This window comes from Amycolatopsis sp. NPDC028719 (genome assembly GCF_055565395.1).
In genome coordinates this window covers 166,967-192,293 of sequence record NZ_JBVHUL010000002.1, presented here as the reverse complement: position 1 = coordinate 192,293, position 25,327 = coordinate 166,967, and the positions used below count along the sequence as shown (strand labels likewise).

Sequence of the window (25,327 nt, the reverse complement as noted above, 5' to 3'; positions counted from 1 at the left end):
GTAGCGCCGGGGCCGAGGGCGGGCATACTCGACCTCCGACAGGAGGTGGGCGGTGTCCTCGAGCACGGAACCCCGGCGGGTGACGATCCACGACGTCGCCCGCTCGGCCGGGGTCTCGCGGCAGACCGTGTCGCGCGCCCTGAACGACAAGGCCGAGATCGACGGCTCGACCAAGCAGCGCGTCCTCGACGCCGCGCGGGAACTCGGGTACCGGCCGAGCCGGTTCGCCCGCGGCCTGGTCCGGCCGGACACCACCACCATCGGCCTGGTCGTGCCGGACCTGCTCAACCCCTTCTTCACCGAGGTCGCCTCCGGGGCCCTGGCGGCCGCCCGGTCGCGCGGCTGGCACGTCGTCGTCTACGACACCGCCGGCGACGCCGAGCAGGAGCTCGCCACCCTCCGGGTCATCGGCTCGCAGGTCGACGCCGTGGTCGGCTACTTCAGCCGGTCCGAAGAGGACCTCGACCGCTTCACCCCCGGCATCCCCGCGGTGCTGATCGGCCGCGATCCCCGCACCCCGCGGTTCAGCGGCATCTCGGTCGACGGCGAGGACGGCGTCCGGGAGGCCGTCGCCCACCTCGTCGGGCGCGGCCACCGGCGGATCGGGATGCTCGACGACGACGGGCGCGAACCCAGCGTCCGGCAGACCTGGTTCGTCCGGGCCGCCGCCGAGCACGGCATCGCGGTCGCGCCCGGGTGGATCGCGCGGGCCGCCCAGACCGTCGACGGCGGCGGCGCGGCGCTCGCGACCCTGCTCGCCGCCCACCCCGACGTCACCGCCGTGTTCGCCTTCAACGACGTCATCGCCATCGGCGCCCTGCGCGAAGCCCGCCGGTTCGGCCTGCGCGTCCCGGGCGACCTCGCGGTGATCGGCTTCGACGGACTGGCCCTCGGCACCCTCGTCGACCCGGAGCTCTCCAGCGTCGCCATCGACACCCGGGCGCTCGGCGCGCTGGCCGTCGAGCAGACGATGCGGCTCGTGACCGGGGCCACGCCCCTCGAGCCCGGTGAGCTGATCGTCCGCGCCCGCCTCCACCTGCGGGAATCCGCCTGATCCCTTGACACGCCGACGCGGCGGTCCGCACACTGCAGCCGGGCCCGTGAACGTTCACGGGAACGCTCACGGGAGGTGCCATGGCGTACGTCGAAGACCCGGGACCGGGCTACGGCTCAGTGGCTCCGCGCTCGGCCCTCACCTCCGACGCCCCGTCGCTGTCGCTGAACGGCACTTGGCGGTTCCGGCTCTCACCGAGCCTTGCCGCCGCTCCTCCGGACGTCGCCGATCCCGCGTTCGACGACTCGGCGTGGGGCGAGCTGCCGGTGCCGTCGCTGTGGCAGCTGCACGGCCACGGCCGGCCCGCCTACACGAACGTGCACTACCCGTTTCCGGTCGATCCGCCGCACGTGCCGTCGGAGAACCCGACCGGCGACCACCGGCTGCGGTTCGACCTGCCCGCCGGCTGGCCGGCCGGGTCCGCGCTGCTGCGCTTCGACGGGATCGACTCGTGCGGCAGGATCTGGCTCAACGGCACCGAACTCGGCGTCACGAAGGGCAGCCGGCTGCCGTCGGAGTTCGAGGTCGGGACGCTGCTGCGGCCGCGGGACAACGTCCTGGTCGTGCGCGTGCACCAGTGGTCGGCGGGCAGCTACCTCGAAGACCAGGACATGTGGTGGCTGTCCGGGATCTTCCGGTCCGTGACGCTGCTCGCCCGGCCCTCCGGCGGCATCGGCGACTACTGGATCCGCGCGGATTACGACCACACGACCGGGCTGGGCATGATCCGGGTCGAGACCGGCGCGGACGTCGTGCTGGACATCCCTTCGCTGGGTGTCGCGGGCCATCCGGCCGGTGAGCCGCTGGAGCTGCCCGTCGAGCCCTGGAGCGCCGAGACACCCCGCCTCTACGACGGGACGCTGTCCACAGTGGCCGAACGCGTTCCGGTGCGGATCGGCTTCCGGACCGTGACGATCGAGGGCGGTCAGCTCAAGGTCAACGGGCGGCGCCTGCTGCTGCGCGGGGTCAACCGGCACGAACACGACCCGCGTACCGGGCGCGTCGTGTCGCGCGAGACCGCGCGGGCCGACGTCCTGCTCATGAAGCGCCACCACGTCAACGCCGTCCGGACCAGCCACTACCCGCCGGACCCGGCGTTCCTCGAGCTGTGCGACGAGTACGGCCTGTGGGTGATCGACGAGTGCGACCTGGAGACCCACGGGTTCGGGCCGCTCGGCTGGGACCGCAACCCGAGCTCCGAGCCGATGTGGACGGACGCCTACCTGGACCGCATGCGGCGCACCGTCGAACGGGACAAGAACCGGCCCAGCGTGATCCTCTGGTCGCTGGGCAACGAAAGCCACACCGGGGACAACCTGGCGCGGATGGCGGAGTGGGTGCGCCACCGCGACCCGACCCGGCCGGTGCACTACGAGGGTGACCACGACTGCTCCTATGTGGACGTCCACAGCCGCATGTACGCGACACCGTCCGAAGTGGAGCAGATCGGGCGTCGCGAAGACGACAACGAGCGTCGCCGCGACCTGCCGTTCATCCTCTGCGAGTACGCGCACGCCATGGGCAACGGTCCGGGCGGGCTGCTGGAGTACCGGGAGCTGTTCGAGCGATACCCGAACTGCCAGGGCGGGTTCGTGTGGGAGTGGATCGACCACGGCCTGGCCGCGCCCGGCCACTTCGCGTACGGCGGCGACTTCGGCGAACCGCTCCACGACGGCAACTTCGTCATCGACGGCCTGCTCTTCCCGGACCGGACGCCGTCGCCGGGGCTGACGGAGTTCGCGAAGATCATCGAGCCGATCCGGATCGACGCCGATCCTTCCGGCCTGCGGGTTTCGAACCACTACGACTTCGCCGACACCGAGCATCTCGAGTTCACCTGGGTGCTCGAGGACGAAGGAACCGCCGTCGCCCGGGGTGTCCTCGATGTACCAACCATCCACTCAGGACAAGGCACTTCCCTGTCGTTGCCGCCATTGCCGCCCACCGACGGCGAATCGTGGCTGACCGTCTCGGCATCGCTGACCTCCTCGACCGCGTGGGCGCCCGCCGGGCACGTCGTCGGCTGGGGCCAGGTGGCAGTGTCTCCGGCGCCCACCCGGCCTTCGCCCCCGACGCGCGGGCCGGTGTTCCGCACGGCCGGGCAGCTCATCCTCGGCGCCGGCGAGTTCGACGCCGTGACAGGCACGCTGACGTCACTCGGCGGGCACGCGGTGCAGGGCCCCCGGCTCGACGTCTGGCGCGCGACCACCGACAACGACCGCGGCTCGTCACCCGGGCCGTCCGAGGCTTCGCAGTGGCTCGACGCGGGGCTGCACCGGATGCAGCACCGCGTGATCGCCGTCGACGCCGACGGGGACGAGCTCGTCGTGCACGCCCGCGTCGCCCCGCCGGGGCAGCCGTTCGGCCTGTTCGCGGACTACACGTGGACGGCCTTCGACGGCGGCCTGCGGCTGCGCGTGGACGTGACCCCGGACGGCGAGTTCCCCGGCACGCTCCCCCGGCTCGGCCTGGCGATGGCGGTCCCGGGCACGTTCGGTTCGGCGGAGTGGTTCGGTGACGGTCCCGGCGAGGCGTACCCGGACAGCCGGCAGGCGGTGCGGATCGGGCGGTTCTCGAGCAGCGTCGACGGCCTGCAGACGCCGTACGTCTTCCCGCAGGAGAACGGCAACCGGACGGCCGTGCGCTGGGCCCGCCTGACCGACCCGGACGGCACGGGCATCCGCGTCGACGGGGAACCGACCTTCGACTTCACGGCCCGCCGCTGGACGGCGGCGGCTCTGGAGGCGGCGCGGCACACGGACGAACTGGAGTCCGGTTCGCTGGTGCACCTCACGCTGGACGTGGCCCAGCACGGTCTTGGGACCGCGGCCTGCGGGCCCGGGGTGCTGCCGCGGTACCGGCTGGTGCCGCGGAAGACGTCGTTCACCCTGTCGCTGCGGCCCGTGGCGGGTGGTGTCGCAAATTGAGACCCCGGGACGCTCCCGGATGCGGTGTCGTTGAGGTCCAGACGGCCGCAGGACAGGAGCGTCCCGGATGACCCCTTCCACGACGACCCCTTCGAGTGCCCGGCAGCTGGCCACGCCCGGCGCGCTGGGCCTGGCCGACCTCGTCGCGATCTTCGACGACCTCCAGTTCACCCTCAAGTGCTGCGAACGGCTGGTCGCGGAGCTGGCCCACCCGCGGGTCGACGCCGTGCTCGTCGAGGCGCTGTGGGTGTCGGCGCTCAACTCGTACGCCCGGTGTTTCCGCACCGGCGACCGCGGCATGGGCCTGACGGTCGCCGACGTCAAGGCCACCGAAGTGCCGGGTGAGGTCGCCGAGTGGCACGCGCTGCTCGGCCGGATCCGCGACTTCTCGATCGACGGGCCGGTCAACCCCCGCGAAACCTACTCGGTGGGCGTCTCACAATCCCCGGCCGGAGAGGCGTCGGGAGTGGTCATCACGTCCGCCGTCCGGCCGCTCGTGGACGATGTCACGGTCCGGCAGACCGGGCGGCTGGCCTTCGAGCTGAGCCGCCTGGTGGACGAGCGGATCAAGAACCACCAGGCGAAAGTCTTCGAGGCGGCCTCGAAGCTGACTTCCGCCCAGCTGGAGGCACTGCCCGCCATCGAAGTCGAGTCTCAATAAGTCTCATTAGTGAGTCTCATTATTCGACGCCGGGCAGGTGGCGGTAGATCGTGGCGCGCGAGACGCCGAGCGCGGTCGCGATCTCGGCCGGGGCGTCGCCCGCGTCGTAGAGGCGCCGGGCCTCCTCGATCGTCTCCGGGCTCATCACCGTCGGCCGGCCGCGGCGGGCGCGGGGCCTGCCCTCGGGTTCCGGCGCGGCGAACAGCCGGTCGACGCCGTCGAGGACCGCGGCGCGCAGTTCGGCCACCGGGGCGTCGGCGAACAGCACCACCGGGTCGCTGAGCATCGCGATCGCCTGCGCCGCGCGGACCCGGCCGGCCAGGTCCGCGTCCGGGCCCGCCACCAGGTGGTTCGCCGAGAGCATGCCGTCGCGGAAGCGGTCGAACACCGCCTTCGATGCGGTCAGGCCGAGGTCGCGCAGGTTCATCCGCAGCAGGTAGCGATGCCCGAGCCACACGTCGAGGAGCCCTTCGATCGCCGCCGCGCGGGGGTCGGCGGCCGCCGCGGCCTTCGTCATGGCCGCTTCGAGGTCGTCCAGGAGCGGTTCGGCCAGTGCCGTGACGATGTCGGCCTTGCCCGGGAAGTGGTACAGCACCGCGGTCTTGGTGATCCCCACGCGTTCGGCCAGCTCCCGGACCGACGTCACGTGGAAGCCGCGCTCGGAGAACTCCTCGAGCGCGGCGCGCAGGATCCGGGCGCGGGTGTCGTCGGTCATCGTCGGAGCCTACCCGCCTTGCCTGACCGCCGGACAGGAGCGTACGGTCGGTCCTGACCGATGGTCAGGACCATGATGGGGGCAGAAACCATGACCGAGCAGACCGTACTGATCTCCGGCGCGGGCGTCGCCGGGCCGACGCTGGCGTACTGGCTGGCCCGCGCGGGCTTCCGGCCGACCGTCGTCGAGCGCGCCGCCGGGCTGCGGTCGAGTGGCAGCCCGGTCGACGTCCGCGGGCCGGCCGCGCGGGTCGCCGACCGGATGGGCATCACCGCCCGGCTGCGTGCGGCGAGCACGGCCGTGACGTCGCTGAAGTTCGTCGACGACGCGGGACGGCGGACCGGCCGGGTCGCGATGAGCGGCGACGGCGGCATCGAACTGCCGCGCACCGACCTCGCGGCGATCCTGCACGACGCCGCCCGCGCGGACACCGAGTTCGTCTTCCACGACTCGATCACCGAGCTCCACCAGGACGAGGGCGGCGTCGACGTCACGTTCGACCGAGGCGCACCGCGCCGGTTCGACCTGGTCATCGGCGCGGACGGGCTGCACTCGGCCGTGCGGCGGCTGGCGTTCGGGCCGGAGCACGCGTTCGTCGAGCACATGGGCGTCTACATCGCGACGCTGCCGCTGGCCGAGCCGCCGGCCGACCGCACGGAGCTGGTGATGTACAACTCGCCCGGCCGGGCGGTCGCGGTGCACCCGGCGCGCGGCACCGGGATCGCGGCGTTCATGTTCCGCGGCGACGCCGTGCCGGGGTTCGACCACCGGGACGCGGCGCTGCACAAGCGCATGCTCGCCGAGGCGTACGAGGGCGCGGGCTGGCGCGTGCCGGAGCTGCTGGAGCGCGTCCGCGAGGCGGACGACCTGTACCTGGACTCGGTGAGCCGGGTGCGGATGGCCGGCTGGGCGTCGGGGCGGATCGCGCTGGCCGGTGACGCGGCGTCGTGCGTGTCCCTGTTCGGGGACGGATCGACGCTGGCGATGGCGGGCGCGTACACCCTCGCCGAGGAGCTGGGCCGGACACCCGGTGACGCGGCGTCGGCGTTCCGGCGGTACGAGAGCGCACACCGGAAGCTCGTGGAACCCAAGCAGCGCAACGTCTCCACCGCGGCGGCTCTGCTGATCCCGGCCACGCGCGGAGGCCTCGCGGCCCGCAACTTCGGCACGCGGCTGCTGCCGCTGGTCACGGCCGCGCGACGGCTGGTGCCGACCCGGACAGCCTGAGCCCCGCCCTTCAGCTCGGCGCGGCCTGAACGTCACGCTCGCAACATCGGCGGGTACAGCACTTCGGCTTTCCCACGCCGGTACAGCCGGGCCGGGCGCCCGCCGTCGCGGGTGGTCGTGCCGCCGGTCGGCTCCAGCAGCCCCTCCGCGCCGGTCACCTTGCGGTGGAAGTTCCGCGGGTCGAGCCGCGTGTCCCAGACCAGCTCGTACACCCGCCGCAGCTCGGCGACGGTGAACTCCGGGGCGCAGAACGCCGTCGCCAGCGGGGAGTACTCGAGTTTCGCCCGAGCCCGCTCGAGGCCGTCGGCGAGGATCCGGTCATGGTCGAACGCCAGGTGCTCGCGGGCCAGTGACCGCACCGGGGCCCAGCGGGCTTCCGCCGCGTCGGTGCCCGCACTCGGCGTCGGCAGGTCCGGTGCCAGCGCCAGGTACGCGACCGTCACCACGCGCATCCGCGGGTCCCGGTCCGGGGCGCCGTAGCCGGCGAGCTGTTCGATGTGGACGGTCCCCGGCGCCAGGCCGGTCTCCTCCGCCAGCTCGCGGCGCGCGGCGTCCGAGAGGTCCTCGTCCGCCCGGACGAACCCGCCGGGCAGCGCCCACTCCCCCCGGTACGGCTCGACGCCCCGGCGCACGACCAGGGCACACAGCTCGTCCCCGGTCAGGGTGAGCACGACGAGGTCGACGGTGACGGCGAACGGCGGGTGACCCATGCCACCACCCTACCCGCTAATCGTCAGCTTGACGATTAGGGCGTCCTCCGCATATCGTCACCCCGACGATAAGAGGAGGGCTCATGGCCGACATCGACCGCCGCTTCGGGTTCCGGCACCTGCGGGGCGCACCCACCGTGCACATCCGCCACTACCGCCGCGGCAAGCTCGCGCACGACGGCGTCGGGCTGTCGTTCTGGTACCGGCCGCTGACCGCGGTCGTCTCGGAGGTCCCGGTCGACGACCGCGAGCTGCCGCTGCTGTTCCACGCCCGCACGGCCGACTTCCAGGACGTCACCGTGCAGCTCGCGCTGACCTTCCGGATCGAGGACCCGGCGCTGGCCGCGCAGCGGATCGACTTCTCCATCGACCCGGACACCGGACGCTGGAGAAGCGATCCCCTCGGCCAGATCAGCGGGCTGCTCACCGAGAACGTCCAGCAGTACGCCGTCGAGGTGCTGACCCGCACGCCCCTCGAGGAAGCGCTGGTCGACGGCGTGCGCGCGGTCCGCGACCGGATCCGTGCCGGGCTCGCCGAGGAGGACACCCGGCTCGCGCAGACCGGCTCGGCCGTCGTCGACGTCCGCGTCGTCGCCATCCGGGCCGAGCCGGAGGTCGAGAAGGCGCTGCAGACGACCGCGCGGGAGAAGGTGCAGCAGGAGGCCGACCGCGCGACGTTCGAACGGCGTGCGCTCGCCGTCGAACGCGAACGGGCGATCGGCGAGAACGAGCTGCAGAGCCAAATCGAGCTGGCCCGCCGCGAGGAGCAGCTCGTCACCCAGCGCGGCGCGAACGCCCGGCGCCAGGCCGAAGAAGCCGCGGCGGCGAACCGGATCGAGACGGAGGCGCTGGCGTCGCGCAAGGAACGTCTGACGCTCGTGGAAGCCGAAGGCAAGCGGGCGCTGGGCGAGGCGAAGGCGGCGGGTGAAGCCGCCCGGCTGGCGGCCTACCGCGACCTGCCCGAGGGCGTCCTCACCGGGCTGGCGCTGAAGGAGCTGGCCGGCAACCTGCCGCAGATCGACAGCCTGACGGTGACGCCGGACCTGCTCGCGCCGCTGCTGACGAAGCTGGGCGTGCGGTCGTGAGCCTCGCCCCGCGCGTCGTGCTGGTGCACCGGCGCACCGAACTGGACGAGCTGCTCGCCCGGCACGGCACGCGCGGCCAGGCGGAGTTCTTCCTCCGCACGCGCGGCCGTGACCTGGCCGAAGTGACCGAGGCGGACGCCGCCGTGCGCGCGGCGCTCGCCACGGCTTCGGCGGCGATCCCGCTGGACTGGCGCCGCGGCGAGGTCGAACGGGCGGACCTCGACCGGTTCCTGTTCACCCCCGAAGACATCATCGTCGTGGTCGGCCAGGACGGGCTGATCGCCAACGTCGCCAAGTACCTCGCCGGCCAGCCGGTGATCGGCGTGACGCCCGGCGCGCCCGGCGTGCTGGTGCGCCACCCGCCGGCCGCCGTCGCGGACCTGGTGCGGTCCACCGGCGACGTCGAGCACCGCACGATGGCCGAGCTCACCGCGGACGACGGCCAGCGGCTGCTCGCGCTCAACGAGATCTACCTGGGCCACGCCGGGCACCAGACGGCCCGCTACCGGCTGGGGGTCGGTGGCGGGCCGGCGGAACGCCAGGCGTCGTCGGGGATCCTGGTCGGGACGGGCACCGGCGCGACCGGCTGGTGCGGGTCGGTGTGGCGGGAACGCGGGAGCGGGATCCGGCTGCCGGCACCGGGCGAGGCCCGGCTGGTCTGGTTCGTGCGCGAGGCGTGGCCGTCGCCGACGACCGGGACCACGTGCACCGAAGGGGAGCTGACGTCGGCGCCGCTGACGGTCGAGGTCGAGTCCGACCGCCTGGTCGCGTTCGGCGACGGCCTCGAAGCCGACAAGGTCGCCCTCACCCGCGGCCAGACCGCGACGTTCGTCCCCGCCGCGAAGACGGTCCATTTGGTCCGGTGATCGCGGCCTCGCGCACTTGGACGGACGACACGCCGAGGGGGCATGTCGTCCGTCCACTTCGTCCGGTGCTCGACTGGGACACAATGCGGCAACGTCGTCACATTCGCGGGCCCGGGCGGTCAAGATGACCTTCTCGCCGAAGATCGAAGTGCGAAGGTGACCGGGATGACATGGCTCGTGTGGGTGCTCGGCGCGGTGGTGCTCGCCGCCGCCGGGGTCGGGGTGGCCGCGTGGCCGTGGTGGCGGGACCGGGACCTGCGCCGGCGGACCGCCTGGTCGGCCGCGCGGGCGGCGATCGACAGCGCCGCCGTCAGCCGGGACGCCGCGTCCGCTCCGCGGCCCGAGGCCGAGCAGCTGCTGGCCCGTGCCGAGACGATCGCGGCCGCGCACGGCGGCACGCGAGCGGCGCGGACCGCCGAAGACCACGCGCGGCGGGCCGACGCGCTCTGGCGGGCGGCGGCCCGTGGCTGACCGGATTCGCTGGGTCCTGCTCGCGGCCGCCGGCGCCGTGCTCGTGACGTTCCTCCTCGTGCAGCAGCAAAGCACCAGCGTCAGCTACGGCCGGGCCCCCGCGAGCGGCGACCCGATCCCGGAGGGTTCGGCCGGCGAGCTGAGCGGCGCGACCGTCCCCTCGGCCGAGCAGCTGACGGCGATGGTCAAGGCTTCCCCGGTCGTACGGCTGCCGGGTGCGATCGCGACCTGGGACGAAAAGGCCGTCCAGGCGGCGGCCGGGAGCGCCGGGGCCCGCATCCTCGTGGCCCCGCCGGGACTGCCGAAGGAGGCCCGGTCCCGCGTGAAGGACGTCGAGGACGCGACCGTCCAGGTGATCGGCACCGAGGTGACCGGCGGCGTCCTGCAGGCGTCGGCCGACCGCGCGTCCGAGTGGATCCGCCAGTTCGCCACCGGCGACGTCACGGAGTCGCTGACCACCCTGGTCGCCCACCTGAACCACCAGCCGGACGCCCCGGATCAGCCCGCCCTCGCGCGGCGCGACCCGGCCGCCGGCGAACTGGCCGAGGTCACCGCGGCGCTGCGCGGCACCGGCCGGTACGTCGCCCCGGGAGCGACGCTGACGGACGTGCCCGCCACGACCGCCGCGTTCCCCGGCGCCCAGCCGTTGTACGTGGCCCTGCCGCAACAACCGGCCGGTCAGTCTTTGGTCCACTTCGGACCGGCGCTGGCGAAGGAATTCCCCGGCCGCCCGATCGTCGCGATGTACGGCCAGTGGGTGGAGTACGACGGGCCGTCGGCCGACGCGTTCGCCGATGTCGCGACGGCGAGCTTCTACGGCCAGTTCGCGGACCGGCTCAGCACGTACGCCTACCCCCAGCGCAACGTCCTGGGAGCGTGGCTCGACCGGGTCACGGCCATCCGCTACGCCGGGCTGTTCGACCGCCCGCTGCCCTACACCCCGTTCGACCCGCTCCGGGTCACGCTGCCCGCGCTGCCGTGGCTGTTCGCCGCCTGCGCGGTCGGGTTCCTCGTCCTCTCGGCCCGCCGGGTGGTGCGCCCGGACCGGCCCGCCGGAACGGGCGTGCCGGCGCGCCTGGCCGGGCTGACCGCGCTCGCCGTCGAGATCTCGGGGCTGACCGGCGGCGCGTCGTCCGCCGCCCTGACCCGCGGGATCACGCAGCTGACGGCGGCTCCGGACGCCTTCACCGAAAAACTGCCGGACCAGCACGTCCACCGTCTGCTCGACGCGGCCGAGGCGGACCTGGACAGCACGGCCGGGTTGCTGGGCCGCCCCGAGTACCGGCCGGCCGAGTACCTGCGAGGGAGGCTCGCGTGAAACGGATCTTCCGCTCCGCGTTCGGGATCGCGGTGCTCGGCTGCCTGGTGCTGGCGGGCTGGGCGGTGTGGTCGGCGGGTGTGTTCGACGGCCCGGTCGCCCGGCAGCTGCGGTCGGCGTCGGTGTACGCCGCGCCCGGGATCACCCTCGACCGGCCGGCCGCGGAACGCGTGATCGGCAACCGCCGGCTGGTGGTGGGCTTCCTCGAGCCGGGCGCGGACCTCGGCGACGCGTGCGACAGCCTGGGCAGCGCCGCCGACGGCACCCTCGCCGTGATGCTCAGCCGGGACGGCGACGACTTCGAGAAGTACGGCTGTTCGCGGTTGCCCGGGAGCGACGACGAGAACTTCGGGAAGGCGTTCGTCGCGGAGTCGATGATCGGCAACGGCATCGACGCCTTCGCCGACCGCCCGGTGGAAGCGCTGAAGGTGATGGTCGTCAACTACGACCTGCTGGTGCGCTCCGGCGCGATTCCCGACGGCGGCCGCACGGTCAGCCCCTCGCTGCCGCGGTACCTGGTCGCCGCGGCCGCGATCGGAGCGGTGCTCCTGGGCTCTGCGGCGCTCTACCTCACCGCGCGCCGGGCCGCCCGGGCGTCACTGGCACGGCGCGAACGCCGGGACGCGGAAGCGGACGAGCGGACCGAGCTCGCGGCGGCCGCGGCCGTGCTGGCCCAGGAGATCATCGACCTGGACCGGCGCTACGCCCGGCAGACGGGCACGAGCAAGTTCGCCCGGAACTACCGGAGTCTCGTGTCGGACTACGCGAACCTGCTGCCGGACCTCGGCCGGGAGACCCCGGAGCTGCGGGCCCGGGTCGAGAAGCTGCTGACCCGGGCCCGCATCCTGGCCGCTCAGGTGCCGTAGCGGGACTTCACGATCGACGGCGTGTCGAGGTTGTGGCCCGCGTCCATGCTCTGCGCGAGCCGCAGGTACTGGCCCTCGGCCCACATCAGCGGACCCGCACTGCCCGTCGGGCGGCCCAGGCCGAAGCAGCCCGCGTCGGCGCGGTCCCAGACCTGCTCCGGCACGAAGTAGCCGTCGTTCGCCGAGTCCGCCATGGACTTCAGGTACACCGCCGCCGAGCGGCCGTTGGCCAACTCGTACTGTCCGCGCTCCCCCGACAGCACCGGCCACAGCCGCCCGAACCGCTGACTGCCGCCGGCGGGCCAGCCGGTGCAGGCCGAGGTGCTCTCGCCGTAGTTGTCGTGCGGGTAGCGGTGGAAGTAGACGTCGCCGTTGGGCAGCGTCACCTGCATCGCCGAGTTGCCGTCGGACGCCGCCGCGGTCGGCGCGACCGAGTTCGCGATCGTGGCGTCCCCGGCCGGGCGGATGCCGAGCCGCACCAGGTCGAGGAAGCCGAAGTCGGTCACGTCGTGTTCGTAGAAGCAGCCTTCGTCGAAGCAGATCGTCGCGCCGTCGTTGGGGTTCCCGGCGCGGTCGAGCCGTTCGTAGTAGGTGTGCCCGCCCCAGTAGCCGGACGTCGTCACGGTCCAGCCGGCCAGGGAGTTGCGCCACGAGTCCGCCGTGGACTCCCACGACGTCGCGCTCGCGGTGTCGCCGTTGGCCCGGGCGAGGGCGCCCGCGGCGATCAGCCCGGCGATCTCGGCGGCCACCGACGACGGCGACTTGCCGTACTGCTCCTCCCACCGCTCGGTGGTGTCCGGGCCGGTCGCGACGATGTGGTTCGCGGTCGTCTTGACCTTGGCGTAGGTCGAGGCGTCGGTGAGGCCGGTCAGCCAGGCCAGCAGGATCGCGTCGGCGTCCTGGTCGAGCTGTTCGCAGCAGCCGAGCTGCTGGGCACTGGCACCGGCGACGCCGGAAACCGGGCTGTAGCGCGGGAAGGACCCCGCCGGGTAGGTCGTGCCGTCGCCCGCGGTGGGACTGCCGATCCACTGGGAGTTCCAGAGGAATTGGGCCATCCGCTTGGCCTGCGCGCTGTCGCCGGCGGCCAGCAGGCCGGTCGCCTGCTGGTACAGGTCACGGCCCCACACGCGGTGGTAGCCGTCGTTGAGCTGGTCTCCGCTGGTGAAGGTGCCCCACGGGGTCGCGAGGCCCGCGACGCTCGCCCCGGGGTGCTGCTTGTCTTCCGCGGTCTTGAGCGCCATCGCCGCGACGTAGTAGGCGCGACGCCGTTGCGTGTCCCCGGAAACGCTGGCGGGCGCGGGTTTCAGGCCGCCCGCATAGGCGTTCCAGCCGCCGCGGTACGACGTCGCCACGGCGGAGAACCCGCTGCTCAGCGACCCGCTCGCGGCCGAAGTGGCGGCCGCCGCGGTACTGCCGTAGCCGAGGGCGACGGTGAACGTCGTGTCCGTGCCGACCGGGATCTGTCCACACTGGACGACGTTGCCGGTGCCGGCGATGTTGTCGAACTGGTTGTTCAGGGTCTTGTCGGCGCGCAGGTCGACCAGGCAGTCGCTGGCCGCGCCGCTGTAGCCGTTGTCGTGCGCGGTGAACCCGGTCGAGACGCGCAGTGCGGAGACGACCGTCGTGGCCACGCCGCCGAACAGCGTCTCGGTGCCGCCGGCCAGCAGGCCGCTGCCGTCCCACCAGGCGTTGTCGTTGGCGCCGCCGCCGGCCATCGACGGGTTGGCCAGGAGGTAGAGGCGGTAGCTGCCGCCGTCCAGGGACTGGAAGCGGGTGTTGCGGACGAGCGTCGAGCGGGCCGGGTCGGTCACGTAGTCGGTCGTGATGCGGTACTTTCCGCTCTTGGCCGTGTTCGTGACGGTGTACTGCAGGGCCTTTTCGTCGGGCATGGACACGACGTGGTTCGTGGCGTCGCGCTCCAGGTCCACGAAGCTGCTGCCGTCGGTGACCACGAATTGCATGTCCTGCATGTCGGGGACGTCGGCGCGGGGGTAGAAGACCTCGGATGTGACGCCGTCTGCGACGGTGAACCAGACCGGGCTGCTTGTTGTGGTCGAGGTTCCGAGGGCGGACTTGTTGCCCGTCGCCCAGGATGCTCCGCCTCCGCAGCAGTCCGTTGCGGTGCCGGTTGCCAGTGCTGTGCCTGGGAGTGCGCCGGCTAGTAGGACTCCTGCTCCGGCGCAGGCCAGGACGGTTTTCCACCTGATCATCGGGACCCTCCGACGGCTTTGTCGTCAATATGTTGTGGGCGGCAACATATTGGGCCGTGGGGCGGTGACAGACAATGTCCGATGGGACTGGATCGATCCAGCCCTGCGTCGAACGGGCAGTGATACTTTCTCGCTCTCCGCCACCCCGAAGCCTGATGGTGACTACGGCCGACAGCACCGCGTCAAGGCGGGAAAGATGCCGTGACCCGGTGCCGCCGGCCGTGTTCTGGCTTCGGATCGGGGTTGCGGGAGGGTCTGGGTTCCAGCCCCTTCGGGGCCGGTTGCTTACGCGTTGGCGATGCGGTCCAGCCACTCTGCCAGCAGCACACGCTCGGCCCTGCTCAGCACCGCCGCACCGTCGAGACCTGCTCTCAAGGCGATTGCTCGCTCCGGCAGGTCGGAGCCGGCCGGCTCTTCGGTTCCGGTGAGGATGCGGCTCAGCACCGTCTCCCGGGCCGTCGTCGACAGCTCGGGGTCGCGCTCCGCCTCCGGTGTTGCGATCAGGTTGAGCACCACGCCCATGCCCGTCGCGTGGACCAGCCGCGCCGCGCGTTCGACGCTCACCCGTAGCCGGCCGGCCTCAGCCACTCGCTCGATGATGCTTCGCAGCATCGCTTCGGCCTCGCGAGCAGCCGGGGATGTGCGGCCGGGGCGCGCGTCGCCGTACATCAGCACGTAGAACTCCGGGCGCGATAGGCCGAACTCGACGTGCAGGTCCCAGCCTCGGCGGAGATCCTCGACCGCGTCGCCCGTGGACCCCAGCTCGCGCTTGCTCGTCAGGTACTCGTCGAACCCGTACGCGGCGACCGCGTCGAGCAGGCCGTCCTTGTCACCGAAGAGGCGGTACAGCGCTGGTGGCTGGACGCCCGCCGCCGCGCTCACCGCGCGCGTCGACAGCCCGTCGCGCCCCTCTGCCACCAGCAGCGCCGCTGCCGCTTCGAGGATGCGCTCGCGGGTGTCCGTCGCCGTCTTCGTCGCCATGGTTCCAATGATAACAAATCTCCAGTAGCACTCGTTTGGTATCGATGATACGGTCGTTTTAGTATCGACGGAAACAGGGAGAATCTTCATGCACACCCGCACCCTCGGCCGGACCGGTCCGGCCGTCAGCGCCCTCGGCCTCGGCCTGATGGGTATGTCCGACCTCTACGGCCCGGCCGACGAGACCGAGTCGGTCGCGACGATCCACGCCGCCCTCGACGCCGGCGTGACCCTGCTCGACACCGGCGACTTCTACGGCATGGGCCACAACGAACTGCTGCTGCGTGACGCGCTCCGGGGCCGCAACCGCGAGAAGGCGGTGATCAGCGTCAAGTTCGGTGCGCTGCGCGGCCCGGACGGCAGCTGGCTGGGCAACGACGGCCGCCCGGACGTCGTCAAGACGTTCCTCGCCTACAGCCTGCGCCGCCTCGGCACCGATCACCTCGACGTCTACCGCCCGGCCCGGCTGGACCCGACCGTGCCGATCGAAGAGCAGGTCGGCGCGCTGGCCGATCTGGTCCAGGCTGGGTACATCCGGCACATCGGCCTGTCCGAGGTCGGCGCGGAGACCCTGCGCCGCGCCGCCGCCGTGCACCCGATCTCCGACCTGCAGATCGAGTATTCGCTGCTGTCGCGCGGAATCGAAGCTGACATCCTGCCCACCGCGCGCGAACTGGGCGTCGGCGTCACCGCGTACGGCGTCCTTTCCCGCGGCCTGCTCAGCGGGCACTGGACGCCGTCGCGCGAGCTGAGTGCGGCCGATTTCCGCGGCTACAGCCCGCGGTTCCAGGGCGAGAACCTCGACTGCAACCTGGCGCTGACCGACGCCCTCGGCAAGCTCGCCGCGGCCAAGGGCGTCACGACCGCGCAGCTCGCCATCGCGTGGGTCGCCGCGCAGGGCGAGGACATCGTCCCGCTGGTCGGCGCCCGCACGCGGGCCCGGCTGGCCGAGTCCCTGGGCACCGCCGACGTCGAGCTGACGGCCGGCGACCTGGCCGCGATCGAGGCCGCCGTCCCGGCCGGCGCCGCGGCGGGCGACCGCTACGCCGCCGCCATGCTGGACCACTTGGACAGCGAGAAGTAGGTCCGTGAATGTCGCATCGAGGGACTCTACGTCCCTCAATGCAATTCACGGCTTTACGTGGTCGACCGCGACGCGGTGGGCGAGGCGGCGCAGCAGGGGCGCCGCCTCCGCCATGCACCGCGCCGGGTCCGGTTCGAGATCGGTCAACGCGTACGCGGCCGAAATGCCCGCGCCGACCAGCTCCACAGTGGACAGCTGACAGCGACCGGACACGGCGACGCAGGGGATGCCCTTCGCCGCCGCGGCGCGGGCCACACCCGCCGGGGCTTTGCCGGACAGCGTCTGCCGGTCCAGGGATCCCTCGCCGGTGACGACCAGCGAGGCTCCGGACAGGGCCGCGTCGAACCCGAGCAGGTCGAGCAGCAGCTCGATGCCCGGCCGCATCCGGGCGCCCAGCACGGCCATCGCGGCGAAGCCCACTCCCCCGGCGGCCCCGGCACCGGGCCGTTCGGAGAACTCCGGCCCGGCATGGGACGCCCAGTGCCGTAGTGCGGCGTCCAGCGTCTCGACGTCGGCGGGGGACGCCCCCTTCTGTGGCCCGTAGACGGACGCGGCCCCGCGCGGGCCGTAGAGCGGGTTGTCGACGTCGCTCGCGAGTTCGATGTCCACTGCGGACAGGTCCAAACGGGACAGATCCAGCGAAGCGAGCCGGGACAAGGCCGCCCCGCCGGGCGGGAGGTCCCGGCCGGCGCTGTCCAGCAGCCGGGCACCGAGTGCGGCCAGCATGCCCGCGCCGCCGTCCGTGCACGCACTGCCACCGACACCCAGCACGATCCGGCGGCACCCGGCCCGCACCGCGGCGGAGAGGACGTCGCCGGTGCCGGCGCTGGTCGCGGTGAGCGGCGCCGGCGCTCCGGGCAGCCGGTGCAGCCCGGACGCCTCCGCCAGCTCGACGACGGCGGTGTCCCCGCGGACCGCGTAGGACGCCGTCACCGGCACACCGGTCGGGCCGCGCGCCGGTACTCGCACCCGGCGGAATCCGGCGGCGACGGCGGCGTCCACCGTGCCGTCGCCGCCATCGGCCACCGGCAGGGCCCGCACCGCGAGGGCGGGGTGGACGTCGGCGAGGCCGGCAGCCACCGCCGACGCCACCTCCGCCGCGGTCAGCGACCCCTTGAACTTGTCCGGCGCGACGAGGATCTTCACGCGCTTGCCTTGTAGGCCCGCCAGTCGCCGACCTCGGTGATGTCGCGCAGCGCCACGTGCGAGGTGTAGGGCCGCCGCAGCAGCATGGCGAACGCCGAACTGCCGTCCGCCAGTTCCACCACCCCGAGTTCCAGCTCGTGCGGCTCGGACGGCAGCACCCTGTCCCGCAGGTCGTCCAGCGAGACGTCGTAGACCTCGCCGGTCACCGCCGCGCCGCCGTGCGACACGGGGTACAGCGCCGGGCACTGGTCGCCGACGGCGTAGAACCGGTACTTCGGCGCGGTCTCCGCCGTCGAGACGAACGGCGAGCCGTCGAGGAGGTGGTGCAGGGGTTCGCCGCGCATGGCGCCGCCGTTGAAGAACATCAGGGCCACGGGGATTCTCCTTGGCGGAAGAGGGCTTCGACGCCGTCGACGGCGAAGTACACCGCGAACACCAGCGCCAGCAGGGAAAGCAGCCAGCCGGCCTCGCGCCACTTGCCACGGCCGATCTTGATCAGCACGAACGCGATCAGGCCGGCACCGACGCCGTTGGTGATCGAGTAGGTGAACGGGATCAGCGCGGCGGTCAGGAAGACCGGGATCGTGTAGTCCGGGTCGTTCCAGGGGATGTTCCGGCACTGCGCGACCATCATGCCGCCGATGACCACCAGCGCGGGCGCCGCGGCCTGGGCCGGGACGACCCCGGCGAGGGGTGTGAACAGCAGTGTCCCGGCGAACAGCAGACCCGTGACGACGCTCGCGAGACCCGTCCGGGCACCTTCACCGACCCCGGCCGCGGACTCGAGGAACACCGTGTTCGGCGACGAGCCGGTGACTCCGCCGGCGATCGCGCCCGCGCCGTCGACCAGCAGGATCCGGCCCATCCGCGGCACCTTGCCGTTCTTCGACAGCCCGGCCTCGTCGGAGACGCTGGTGATCGTGCCCATCGCGTCGAAGAACCCGGACAGCACCAACGTGAACAGGAACACCGTGGCCGCGAGCGCGCCGGCCGAGGCGAACCCGCCGAAGAGGTCGATGTGGCCGAAGAGCCCGAAGTCCGGTGCCGCGACGACGTGGTCGGGCAGGGCCGGGGCGGTGAGGCCCCAGCCGCCGACACCGAACCCTTCGTGCAGCACCACGGCGAACACCGTCGCCACGCCGATGCTGATCAGCACCGCGCCCGGGCCCTTGCGGGCCATCAGCACGATCATCAGCAGCAGACCGAAGCAGAACACGACGATCGGCCAGCCGTGCAGGTGCCCGCTCGCCCCGAGGCGCACCGGGACCGTGGTCTGCGCCGCGTCCGGCATCCGGGTCACGAACCCGGCGCTGACCAGCCCGACCAGCGCGATGTAGAGCCCGATCCCGACGGTGATCGCCATCTTGAGCGGCCGCGGGATGGCGTTCATGATCCGCTCGCGGACGCCGCTGACGGCCATCAGCACGATGCAGACGCCTTCCAGCACGACGAGCCCGAAGGCCTGCGCCCAGGTCATCGACGGCGCCATCTGGAACGCGACGATCCCGTTGATGCCGAGGCCGGCGGCCAGCGCGAGGGGCGCGTTGCCGACGACGCCCATGAGGATGGTCATCACCGCGGCGGCGAGCGCGGTCGCCGTGGTCACCTGCGCGGCCGACAGCCGGGCGCCGGTGATGTCGGCGGAGGCGCCGAGGATGAGCGGGTTGAGCAGCACGATGTAGGCCATCGCGACGAACGTCGTGACGCCGCCGCGGACTTCGCGGCCGACGGTGCTCTGCCGGGCGCGCAGCTCGAACAGCTTGTCCAGCAGGGATCGGCGTTCCGGGGGTACTTCGTCGAGTTCGGGTTCGTGGATCTCTACCTGGGTCATGCGTCCTGCCCTTGCCGGTGGGTGTGCTCGGCCAGGCCGAGGCACAGCGCCGTGCCTGGGCGAGCGGGACGTTCGATTCGGTTGTGCTCCGGTCAGCTGGCCTTGTGGGTCAGAAGTCGGCGGGTCAGTAGTCGGTGCGGTCGGCCTTGTCGAGCCAGGCCGCGAAGGGGGCGAAGCCGTCCTTTGCGGACAGTCGCGTGACTGGGACCGTCCACGTTTCGCGCGGGCGGTCGAACAGTTCGTAGAAGGCGCGGTCGTCGAAGCCGGCCTTGGCCGCGTCATCGCGGTCGGCGGCGAAGAGGACCTTGCCGACGCGCGCCCACAGCGCCGAGGACAGGCACATCGGGCACGGCTCGCAGCTGGAGACGAGCACGCAGCCGTCCAGCCTGAACGTCCCGAGCGCCTGGCAGGCCGCCCGGATCGCGACGACTTCGGCGTGCGCGGTCGGGTCGAGGTTCGCGGTGACGCGGTTGACGCCGGTCGAGACGATCTCGCCGTCCTTGACGATCAGCGCGCCGAACGGGCCGCCGCCGTTCGCGACGTTGGTCTCCGCGATGCGGACGGCTTCGTCGAGCCATTCGGTCTCGGCGGAAATCGACGTGTCTTTGCGGGGGTCCGGGTGGCGGAGCCCCCGGCCCGGGGCGGAGCCCCGGCGGGTCACGGCGGTCATCTCAAACTCCTGTGATGTGTTCGGGGCGGATGGGGACGCGCGGCAGCTCGAGGCCGGTGGCCGCGCGGATGGCGTTGGCGATCGCCGGGGTCGCGGAGATCGTGGGTGGTTCGCCGACGCCGCGGACGCCGTAGGGCGCGTGCGGGTCGGGCCGCTCGAGGACGTCGACGCGCATCGGCGGCATGTCGAGGATGGTCGGGATGAGGTAGTCGGTGAACGACGGGTTTCGCACCTTGCCGTCCTTGACCAGGATCTCCTCCATGACGGCGAGGCCGAGGCCCTGCGCCGAGCCGCCCTGGATCTGGGCGACGACCGCGTCGGGGTTCATCGCCTTGCCGACGTCCTGGGCGCAGTCGAGCTGGACGACCTTGACCAGGCCGAGGTCCAGGTCGACGTCGACCACCGCACGGTGGGCGGAGAAGCCGTACTGGACGTGGGCGTTGCCCTGGCCGGTCTCCGGGTCCAAGGGGTAGGTCGGCCGGTGGTGGAACTCGCGGGTCTCCTCGATCGCGGTCTCCCCCAGCAGCTCGGCCAGGTCCGCGACGACTTCGCCGTCGGCCGCGACGACCTTCCCGCCCGTCAGGGACATGCCTTCGGAGGACATCCCGAGCCGGGCGTAGACGGCCTCGGCGACCGCGCGGCAGGCGTTGCGGACCGCGCCGCCGGTGACGTAGGTCTGGCGCGACGCCGAGCTGGAGCCGGCGTCGCCGACGCTCGTGTCGGCCGGGTGCACGCTCACCCGCGTCAGGCCCAGCTCGGTGCGGGCGATCTGCTGCTGCAGCGTGACGAGCCCTTGGCCGACCTCGGCCGCGGCGGTGTGCACCATCGCCACCGCCTCGCCACCGAGCACCTCCAGCCGGACGCGGGCGGTCGAGTAGTCGTCGAGGCCTTCGGCGTAGGAGATGTTCTTGATCGTGACGCCGTAGCCGATCCCGCGGACGACGCCTTCCCCGTGCGTGGTGTTGGACGCGCCGCCGGGCAGCTCGCGGATGTCGCGTTCGCCGGTCGGCTCGGGCGGGAGCGGCAGGTCCCGGACGCGCTGGACCAGCTCCGCGACCGGCGCCGGGAAGTCGACCACCTGGCCGGTGACCACAGTGGACCCTTCGCTCAGCGCGTTGCGGATCCGCAGCTCGGCCGGGTCCATGTCCAGTGCGGCAGCGAGCTTGTCCATCTGGGACTCGTACGCGTAGGTCGGCTGGACCGCGCCGAGCCCGCGCATCGCGCCGCAGGTCGGGTTGTTCGTGTAGACACCCCAGCCCTCGATGTGCGCGTTCGGCACGTCGTAGGGGCCGACGCTGAGCGTGGTGCCGTTGCCGACCACGACCGGGGTCTTGGACGCGTACGCGCCGCCGTCGAAGTACATCTTCGCCCGGACGTAGACGATCTTGCCGTCGCGGGTGGCGCCGTGCTCGTAGTACATCTTCGCCGGGTGCCGGTGGACGTGCCCGAAGAACGACTCGAGGCGGTTGTAGCTCATCTTGACCGGACGCCCGGTGCGCAGCGCGAGCATGCACGAGTGGATCTGCATGGACAGGTCCTCGCGGCCGCCGAACGCGCCGCCGACACCGGACAGCGTCAGCCGCACCTTCTCCAGGGGCAGGCCGAGGGCCTTCGCCGTCTGCCGCTGGTCGACGTGCAGCCACTGGGTGGCCAGGTAGAGGTCGACGCCGCCGTCCTCGGCCGGCACCGCGAGCCCGGACTCCGGGCCGAGGAACGCCTGGTCCTGCATGCCGATCTCGTAGACACCGGAGACCACGACGTCCGCGGTCGCGGTCGGGTCGCCCTTGACGATCCGCTGGTGGCGGACCAGGTTCCCGCCCGGGTGCAGCTTCGGCAGGGAGTCGTCGTGCGCGGCGCGCTCGGGGTCGGTGATCGGCTCGAGGACGTCGTACTCGACGACGATCTCCTTCAGCGCCTGCCGCGCGATCTCCGGGTGGTCGGCCGCCAGGATGGCGATCGGCTCGCCCTGGTAGCGGACCAGGCCGTCGGCCAGCGCCGGAGTGTCCTGGTACTTGAGGCCGTAGACGTTCTCACCGGGTACGTCCTCGTGGGTGAGGACCGCGTGCACGCCGGGCTGGGCGAGCGCGCGGGAGACGTCGAGGCGGACGATCCGGGCGTGCGGGTGCGGGCTGCGCAGGGTGGCGCCCCACAGCATGTCCTCGTGCCACAGGTCGGAGGAGTAGGCGAACTCGCCGCGCACCTTGAGCGTGCCGTCCGGGCGCAGCGGGCTCTCGCCGATGCCGCCGGCGATCGTGTCCTGCATTTCCTGCGGGGAACGGGCCGGAGCGCTCATCGGACGACCTTCTTCGCGGCGGCGTCGCGGACGGCGTCGAGGATCTTCTCGTAGCCGGTGCACCGGCAGAGGTTCCCGGCGAGGGCCTCGCGGATCTCGACGTCGCTGGGGTCGGGGACGCGCTCGATCAGATCGTGCGCGGCGACCAGCAGACCGGGCGTGCAGAACCCGCACTGGACGGCGCCGCGCTCGACGAACGCCTCCTGCACCGGGTCCAGGGCGTCTCCGGAAGCGAGCCCTTCGACCGTGACGACGTCCCGGCCCTCGGCCTGCCCGGCCGCGACCAGGCACGCGCACGCCGGGACGCCGTCCAGGTAGACCGTGCACGAGCCGCATTCGCCCTGTTCACAGGCGTTCTTCGAGCCCGGCAGGCCGAGCCGCTCACGCAGTACGTAGAGCAGGCTTTCGCCCTCCCAGACGTTGTCCGCCCGGCGGTGCTCGCCGTTGACGGTGACGTTCACGCGCACTTCGCGCTCCCTTCGCAGTATTCGCTCCAGGCCCAGGTCAGCGTCCTTCGCGCCATTACACTCAGTGCGTGACGGCGGTACGCGGCACTCCCCCGGACGTCGTCGATCGGCGCGGCGGCCGACGCGACCAGGTCGCCGAAGCGGCGCTTCACCGAGTCGTCGAGGGCTTTCGGAGCGTCCCAGTCCAGCTCGCCGGCCAGGAACTCTTCGGCGGCGAAGGCCCGGCGGGGCGTGGGCGCGGCCGAGCCGACGCCCGTCCCGACGCGCTTTTCCGACGTGTGCAGCGCGAGCCCGAAGGCGGCGACGGCGATGACCATGGCGTTGCGGGTGCCGATCTTGCTGAACTGCTGCGGTCCGGTGGCCGGAGCCAGCAGCACGGCCGTGATCAGCTCGTCCGGCTCGAGGACGTTCTTCTTCACCCCGACGTAGAAGTCCTTCGCCGCGACGACCCGGGTGCCGCGGACCGAGGCGATCTCGACCTCGGCATCGGCGGCCAGCAGGGCCGGGTGCGAGTCGCCCGCGGGCGAAGCCGCGCCCAGGTTGCCGCCCACCGAGCCGCGGTTGCGGATCTGCGGGGAGCCGACGGTCCGCGCGGCCATCGCCAGGCCGGGCAGCCGCGTACCGAGCTCGGCGATGATCCGGGTGTAGGGCACGGCCGCGCCGAGCCGGATCCGGCCGCCGTCGGTGCCGTGCTCGTGCAGCTCGGCGACGCGGCCGAGGTCGAGCAGGGCGCCGGGACGGCGGTGGTCGAAGTTGAGCTCGACCATCACGTCCGTGCCGCCGGCGATCGGGACCGCACCGGGGCTCGCCGCCTTCGCGGCGAGCGCGTCGGCCAGCGTGGCGGGTCGGAGGAATTCCACTGTGGACGTCCTTTCGGGGCTGCTTCGGCAAGAAGTACACACGCTGGGGTGTGGCCGGGACCACGGCAAAACCCCTGAAAGACGGGTGAATTTACGGCCCCGGTTTGTACTTTCCGACAACCCCTTGATCGCGGACGCGGAAAGGCCGCCGTACGAGGTCAGGGTCTCGTACGGCGGCCTTTGGTCACGCGGGTGTTACGCGGGCTCGAACTCCCGGACGGCGTCGAGGGCGGCGCCCATGGCGGCGTTGCCCTCACGTTCGATCATGATCTCCACCAGGACGGGCCGGCTGGTGCGCTCGGCCTCCTTGCGGGCCCATTCCAGTGAGGTCCGGATCTCGGCCGGCTCGTGCACGCGGGTGCCCGAGCAGCCGTACGCCTCCATGATCTTGACGTTGTCCGTGCCGTTCGAGTCGTAGTGGATGTCGACCTCGAAGTTCATGTCGTACCCGGTCTCCGCCTGCCGGATGAGGCCGAGGTACTCGTTGTTGAGCATGATCAGCACGAACCCGACGTCGTACTGCGCGGCCACCGCCAGCTCCTCGACCAGGAACTGGAACGAATAGTCGCCGACCACCCCGACGACTTCGGCCTCCGGACGCGCCTTCTTCACCCCGATCGCGGCGGGGATCTCCCACCCGAGCGGGCCGGCCTGGCCGCACACCTGGTAGTGACGCGGCTTGTGCGCCTTCTGGAACTGGCCCGACCAGATCTGGTAGAGCCCGATCGCGGTGACGAAGTAGGTGTCCTCGCCGAAGGTTTCGTTGATCTCCTTGAAGACTCGCGGCGCCTTGATCGGCAGGGCGTCGAAGTCGTCGCGGCGGGGAAGCGCTTCCTTCAGCGCCGCGATCCGGCCCACCCACTCGCGCCTTGGGGAAACTTCCCGCTTGTCCAGCGCCGTCAGCAGCGCGTCCAGGAACTCCCGCGTGTCCGAGACGATCCCGAGGTCCGGGCCGAAGACCTTGCCCAGCTGGGTCGGCTCGATGTCGACGTGGATGAACTTCCGGTCACCCCGGTAGACCGACAGCTCGCCGGTGTGCCGGTCGCCGAACCGCGCGCCGAGCGCCAGCACCAGGTCCGCCTCCAGGAAGGCCGCGTTCGCCCAGCGCTGCGACGTCTGGACGCCGGCCATCCCGGCGAACAGCTCGTGGTCCTCGGGGAAGCTGCCCTTGCCCATCAGCGTCACCTGGACCGGGACGTCCAGGCGCTCGGTCGCGGCCCGCAGCTGCTCGCTCGCCTCGCCGAGGACGACCCCGCCGCCGGCCAGGATCAGCGGGCGCTCCGCGGCCAGCAGCATGTCGAGAGCCCGCTCGACCCGCGCGGCCGCGGGCTTCACGGCCGTCACCGGCAGCGGCGAGTCGATCGAGGAGTCCCACTCGATGTCCTGCTTCTGGACGTCGATCGGGAGGTCGATGAGCACCGGGCCCGGCCGCCCCGAGCGGGCGATCCGGAACGCCTCGCGGAAGATCCACGGCAGCTGCGCGGCCTCCTTGACCTGCACCGCCCACTTCGTCACCGGCTTGGCGATCTCGACGATGTCGACGGCCTGGAACGCTTCCTGGTGCAGCTTGGTCGTCGCGGCCTGGCCGGTGATGCAGATCATCGGGATCGAGTCCGCGTGCGCGGTGTAGAGCCCGGTGATCATGTTCGTCCCGGCCGGGCCGGACGTGCCGATCGCGACGCCGACGTTCCCGTTCGTCCTGGCCCAGCCGTCGGCCATGTGCGTCGCGCCCTCTTCGTGGCGGACGATCAGATGTTCGATCGCCCGGCCTTGTAGGGCGTTATACAGCGGAAGGATCGCGGCGCCGGGGCAGCCGAAGACGGTGTCGACGCCTTCGCTCTCCAGGACGTCGACGACCGCTTGCATGGCGGGGATTCTGGGCATG

The 25,327-nt window shown here is 72.2% G+C and carries 22 protein-coding genes; 10 read left to right on the top strand and 12 right to left on the bottom strand.

Annotation, left to right across the window (positions count from 1 at the left end):
* Nucleotides 1-52 precede the first annotated feature (52 nt).
* The 3 genes from ACZ4TR_RS08795 (at nt 53) to ACZ4TR_RS08785 (ending at nt 4,642) form a co-directional block, all read left to right on the top strand.
* Complete coding sequence (locus tag ACZ4TR_RS08795; RefSeq protein WP_465286477.1) at nt 53-1,054, top strand: LacI family DNA-binding transcriptional regulator; 1,002 nt, start codon at nt 53-55, stop codon at nt 1,052-1,054.
* Nucleotides 1,055-1,134: 80 nt separating this feature from the next.
* The gene (locus ACZ4TR_RS08790; RefSeq protein WP_465286476.1) at nt 1,135-3,981 is read left to right on the top strand and encodes a glycoside hydrolase family 2 TIM barrel-domain containing protein; all 2,847 of its coding nucleotides are present in this window, start codon (nt 1,135-1,137) and stop codon (nt 3,979-3,981) included.
* A gap of 67 nt (nt 3,982-4,048) precedes the next feature.
* Entirely contained in the window at nt 4,049-4,642 is a 594-nt protein-coding gene (locus ACZ4TR_RS08785) for a hypothetical protein (RefSeq protein WP_465286475.1), read from the top strand.
* A 19-nt stretch (nt 4,643-4,661) separates the two neighbouring features.
* On the opposite strand, the gene ACZ4TR_RS08780 is transcribed toward ACZ4TR_RS08785, so the two are convergent.
* On the bottom strand, nt 4,662-5,357 hold the full coding sequence (locus ACZ4TR_RS08780; protein ID WP_465286474.1) for a TetR family transcriptional regulator: 696 nt from the start codon (nt 5,355-5,357) through the stop codon (nt 4,662-4,664).
* A gap of 90 nt (nt 5,358-5,447) precedes the next feature.
* Between ACZ4TR_RS08780 and ACZ4TR_RS08775 the strand changes: the two genes are divergently transcribed.
* A complete protein-coding gene (locus ACZ4TR_RS08775; RefSeq protein WP_465286473.1) occupies nt 5,448-6,584 on the top strand; it encodes an FAD-dependent monooxygenase in 1,137 nt (378 codons plus the stop codon).
* A gap of 32 nt (nt 6,585-6,616) precedes the next feature.
* Here the strand turns inward: ACZ4TR_RS08775 and ACZ4TR_RS08770 are convergent, their stop codons facing one another.
* Nucleotides 6,617-7,294, bottom strand: coding sequence for an NUDIX hydrolase (locus ACZ4TR_RS08770; protein ID WP_364522270.1), 678 nt, complete (start codon nt 7,292-7,294; stop codon nt 6,617-6,619).
* A gap of 83 nt (nt 7,295-7,377) precedes the next feature.
* Here ACZ4TR_RS08770 and ACZ4TR_RS08765 point away from each other — a divergent pair, with 83 nt between their 5' ends.
* From ACZ4TR_RS08765 to ACZ4TR_RS08745, 5 genes are all read left to right on the top strand, one after another.
* On the top strand, nt 7,378-8,379 hold the full coding sequence (locus ACZ4TR_RS08765) for an SPFH domain-containing protein (RefSeq protein WP_364522268.1): 1,002 nt from the start codon (nt 7,378-7,380) through the stop codon (nt 8,377-8,379).
* Nucleotides 8,376-9,245, top strand: coding sequence for an NAD(+)/NADH kinase (locus ACZ4TR_RS08760; protein WP_465286472.1), 870 nt, complete (start codon nt 8,376-8,378; stop codon nt 9,243-9,245). The genes ACZ4TR_RS08765 and ACZ4TR_RS08760 overlap by 4 nt, the downstream gene beginning before the upstream one ends.
* 165 nt (nt 9,246-9,410) lie before the next feature.
* Complete coding sequence (locus tag ACZ4TR_RS08755) at nt 9,411-9,716, top strand: DUF6403 family protein (protein WP_465286471.1); 306 nt, start codon at nt 9,411-9,413, stop codon at nt 9,714-9,716.
* A complete protein-coding gene (locus ACZ4TR_RS08750; protein WP_465286470.1) occupies nt 9,709-11,034 on the top strand; it encodes a hypothetical protein in 1,326 nt (441 codons plus the stop codon). The genes ACZ4TR_RS08755 and ACZ4TR_RS08750 overlap by 8 nt, the downstream gene beginning before the upstream one ends.
* On the top strand, nt 11,031-11,900 hold the full coding sequence (locus ACZ4TR_RS08745) for a hypothetical protein (RefSeq protein WP_465286469.1): 870 nt from the start codon (nt 11,031-11,033) through the stop codon (nt 11,898-11,900). The genes ACZ4TR_RS08750 and ACZ4TR_RS08745 overlap by 4 nt, the downstream gene beginning before the upstream one ends.
* On the opposite strand, the gene ACZ4TR_RS08740 is transcribed toward ACZ4TR_RS08745, so the two are convergent.
* Both ACZ4TR_RS08740 and ACZ4TR_RS08735 read right to left on the bottom strand, forming a co-directional pair.
* Nucleotides 11,888-14,110 carry a glycoside hydrolase family 15 protein gene (locus ACZ4TR_RS08740; RefSeq protein WP_465286468.1) on the bottom strand — a complete coding sequence of 741 codons (2,223 nt, stop codon included), beginning with the start codon at nt 14,108-14,110 and terminating at the stop codon, nt 11,888-11,890. The genes ACZ4TR_RS08745 and ACZ4TR_RS08740 overlap by 13 nt on opposite strands.
* Nucleotides 14,111-14,395: 285 nt before the next feature.
* A complete protein-coding gene (locus ACZ4TR_RS08735) occupies nt 14,396-15,091 on the bottom strand; it encodes a TetR/AcrR family transcriptional regulator (protein ID WP_465286467.1) in 696 nt (231 codons plus the stop codon).
* An 88-nt stretch (nt 15,092-15,179) separates the two neighbouring features.
* Between ACZ4TR_RS08735 and ACZ4TR_RS08730 the strand changes: the two genes are divergently transcribed.
* Nucleotides 15,180-16,175 carry an aldo/keto reductase gene (locus ACZ4TR_RS08730; protein ID WP_465286466.1) on the top strand — a complete coding sequence of 332 codons (996 nt, stop codon included), beginning with the start codon at nt 15,180-15,182 and terminating at the stop codon, nt 16,173-16,175.
* A 45-nt stretch (nt 16,176-16,220) separates the two neighbouring features.
* Here ACZ4TR_RS08730 and ACZ4TR_RS08725 read toward each other — a convergent pair whose 3' ends face one another.
* The 8 genes from ACZ4TR_RS08725 to gcl all read right to left on the bottom strand — a co-directional run bounded on the left by ACZ4TR_RS08725 (nt 16,221) and on the right by gcl (nt 25,326).
* Nucleotides 16,221-17,321: a glycerate kinase gene (locus ACZ4TR_RS08725; RefSeq protein WP_465286465.1), complete on the bottom strand. Its 1,101-nt coding sequence runs from the start codon at nt 17,319-17,321 to the stop codon at nt 16,221-16,223.
* Nucleotides 17,318-17,695 (bottom strand): allophanate hydrolase-related protein, encoded by a 378-nt coding sequence (locus ACZ4TR_RS08720; RefSeq protein ID WP_465286464.1) that lies wholly within the window; start codon nt 17,693-17,695, stop codon nt 17,318-17,320. The genes ACZ4TR_RS08725 and ACZ4TR_RS08720 overlap by 4 nt, the downstream gene beginning before the upstream one ends.
* Nucleotides 17,686-19,152, bottom strand: coding sequence for an NCS2 family permease (locus tag ACZ4TR_RS08715; protein WP_465286463.1), 1,467 nt, complete (start codon nt 19,150-19,152; stop codon nt 17,686-17,688). Before ACZ4TR_RS08715 ends, ACZ4TR_RS08720 begins: the two co-directional genes overlap by 10 nt.
* A 124-nt stretch (nt 19,153-19,276) precedes the next feature.
* Nucleotides 19,277-19,822: a nucleoside deaminase gene (locus ACZ4TR_RS08710; RefSeq protein ID WP_465286462.1), complete on the bottom strand. Its 546-nt coding sequence runs from the start codon at nt 19,820-19,822 to the stop codon at nt 19,277-19,279.
* Between the two features lies 1 nt (nt 19,823).
* Nucleotides 19,824-22,115, bottom strand: coding sequence for a xanthine dehydrogenase subunit D (pucD, locus tag ACZ4TR_RS08705; RefSeq protein WP_465286461.1), 2,292 nt, complete (start codon nt 22,113-22,115; stop codon nt 19,824-19,826).
* On the bottom strand, nt 22,112-22,582 hold the full coding sequence (locus ACZ4TR_RS08700; protein WP_465286460.1) for a (2Fe-2S)-binding protein: 471 nt from the start codon (nt 22,580-22,582) through the stop codon (nt 22,112-22,114). The genes pucD and ACZ4TR_RS08700 overlap by 4 nt, the downstream gene beginning before the upstream one ends.
* Nucleotides 22,573-23,442, bottom strand: coding sequence for an FAD binding domain-containing protein (locus ACZ4TR_RS08695; RefSeq protein WP_465286459.1), 870 nt, complete (start codon nt 23,440-23,442; stop codon nt 22,573-22,575). Before ACZ4TR_RS08695 ends, ACZ4TR_RS08700 begins: the two co-directional genes overlap by 10 nt.
* Before the next feature lie 195 nt (nt 23,443-23,637).
* Nucleotides 23,638-25,326, bottom strand: a complete 1,689-nt coding sequence (gene gcl / locus ACZ4TR_RS08690; RefSeq protein ID WP_465286458.1) for a glyoxylate carboligase — start codon at nt 25,324-25,326, stop codon at nt 23,638-23,640.
* Nucleotide 25,327 lies beyond the last annotated feature (1 nt).

Excerpts from the sequence above, each read along its gene's own strand:
- ACZ4TR_RS08790 (WP_465286476.1), top strand. The coding sequence starts at position 1,135 with ATGGCGTACGTCGAAGACCCGGGACCGGGCTACGGCTCAGTGGCTCCG.
- ACZ4TR_RS08715 (WP_465286463.1), bottom strand. The coding sequence starts at position 19,152 with ATGACCCAGGTAGAGATCCACGAACCCGAACTCGACGAAGTACCCCCG.
- ACZ4TR_RS08785 (WP_465286475.1), top strand. The coding sequence starts at position 4,049 with ATGACCCCTTCCACGACGACCCCTTCGAGTGCCCGGCAGCTGGCCACG.
- ACZ4TR_RS08775 (WP_465286473.1), top strand. The coding sequence starts at position 5,448 with ATGACCGAGCAGACCGTACTGATCTCCGGCGCGGGCGTCGCCGGGCCG.
- ACZ4TR_RS08735 (WP_465286467.1), bottom strand. The coding sequence starts at position 15,091 with ATGGCGACGAAGACGGCGACGGACACCCGCGAGCGCATCCTCGAAGCG.
- ACZ4TR_RS08755 (WP_465286471.1), top strand. The coding sequence starts at position 9,411 with ATGACATGGCTCGTGTGGGTGCTCGGCGCGGTGGTGCTCGCCGCCGCC.
- ACZ4TR_RS08770 (WP_364522270.1), bottom strand. The coding sequence starts at position 7,294 with ATGGGTCACCCGCCGTTCGCCGTCACCGTCGACCTCGTCGTGCTCACC.
- ACZ4TR_RS08765 (WP_364522268.1), top strand. The coding sequence starts at position 7,378 with ATGGCCGACATCGACCGCCGCTTCGGGTTCCGGCACCTGCGGGGCGCA.
- ACZ4TR_RS08730 (WP_465286466.1), top strand. The coding sequence starts at position 15,180 with ATGCACACCCGCACCCTCGGCCGGACCGGTCCGGCCGTCAGCGCCCTC.
- gcl (WP_465286458.1), bottom strand. The coding sequence starts at position 25,326 with ATGCCCAGAATCCCCGCCATGCAAGCGGTCGTCGACGTCCTGGAGAGC.
- ACZ4TR_RS08710 (WP_465286462.1), bottom strand. The coding sequence starts at position 19,822 with ATGACCGCCGTGACCCGCCGGGGCTCCGCCCCGGGCCGGGGGCTCCGC.
- pucD (WP_465286461.1), bottom strand. The coding sequence starts at position 22,115 with ATGAGCGCTCCGGCCCGTTCCCCGCAGGAAATGCAGGACACGATCGCC.
- ACZ4TR_RS08780 (WP_465286474.1), bottom strand. The coding sequence starts at position 5,357 with ATGACCGACGACACCCGCGCCCGGATCCTGCGCGCCGCGCTCGAGGAG.
- ACZ4TR_RS08740 (WP_465286468.1), bottom strand. The coding sequence starts at position 14,110 with ATGATCAGGTGGAAAACCGTCCTGGCCTGCGCCGGAGCAGGAGTCCTA.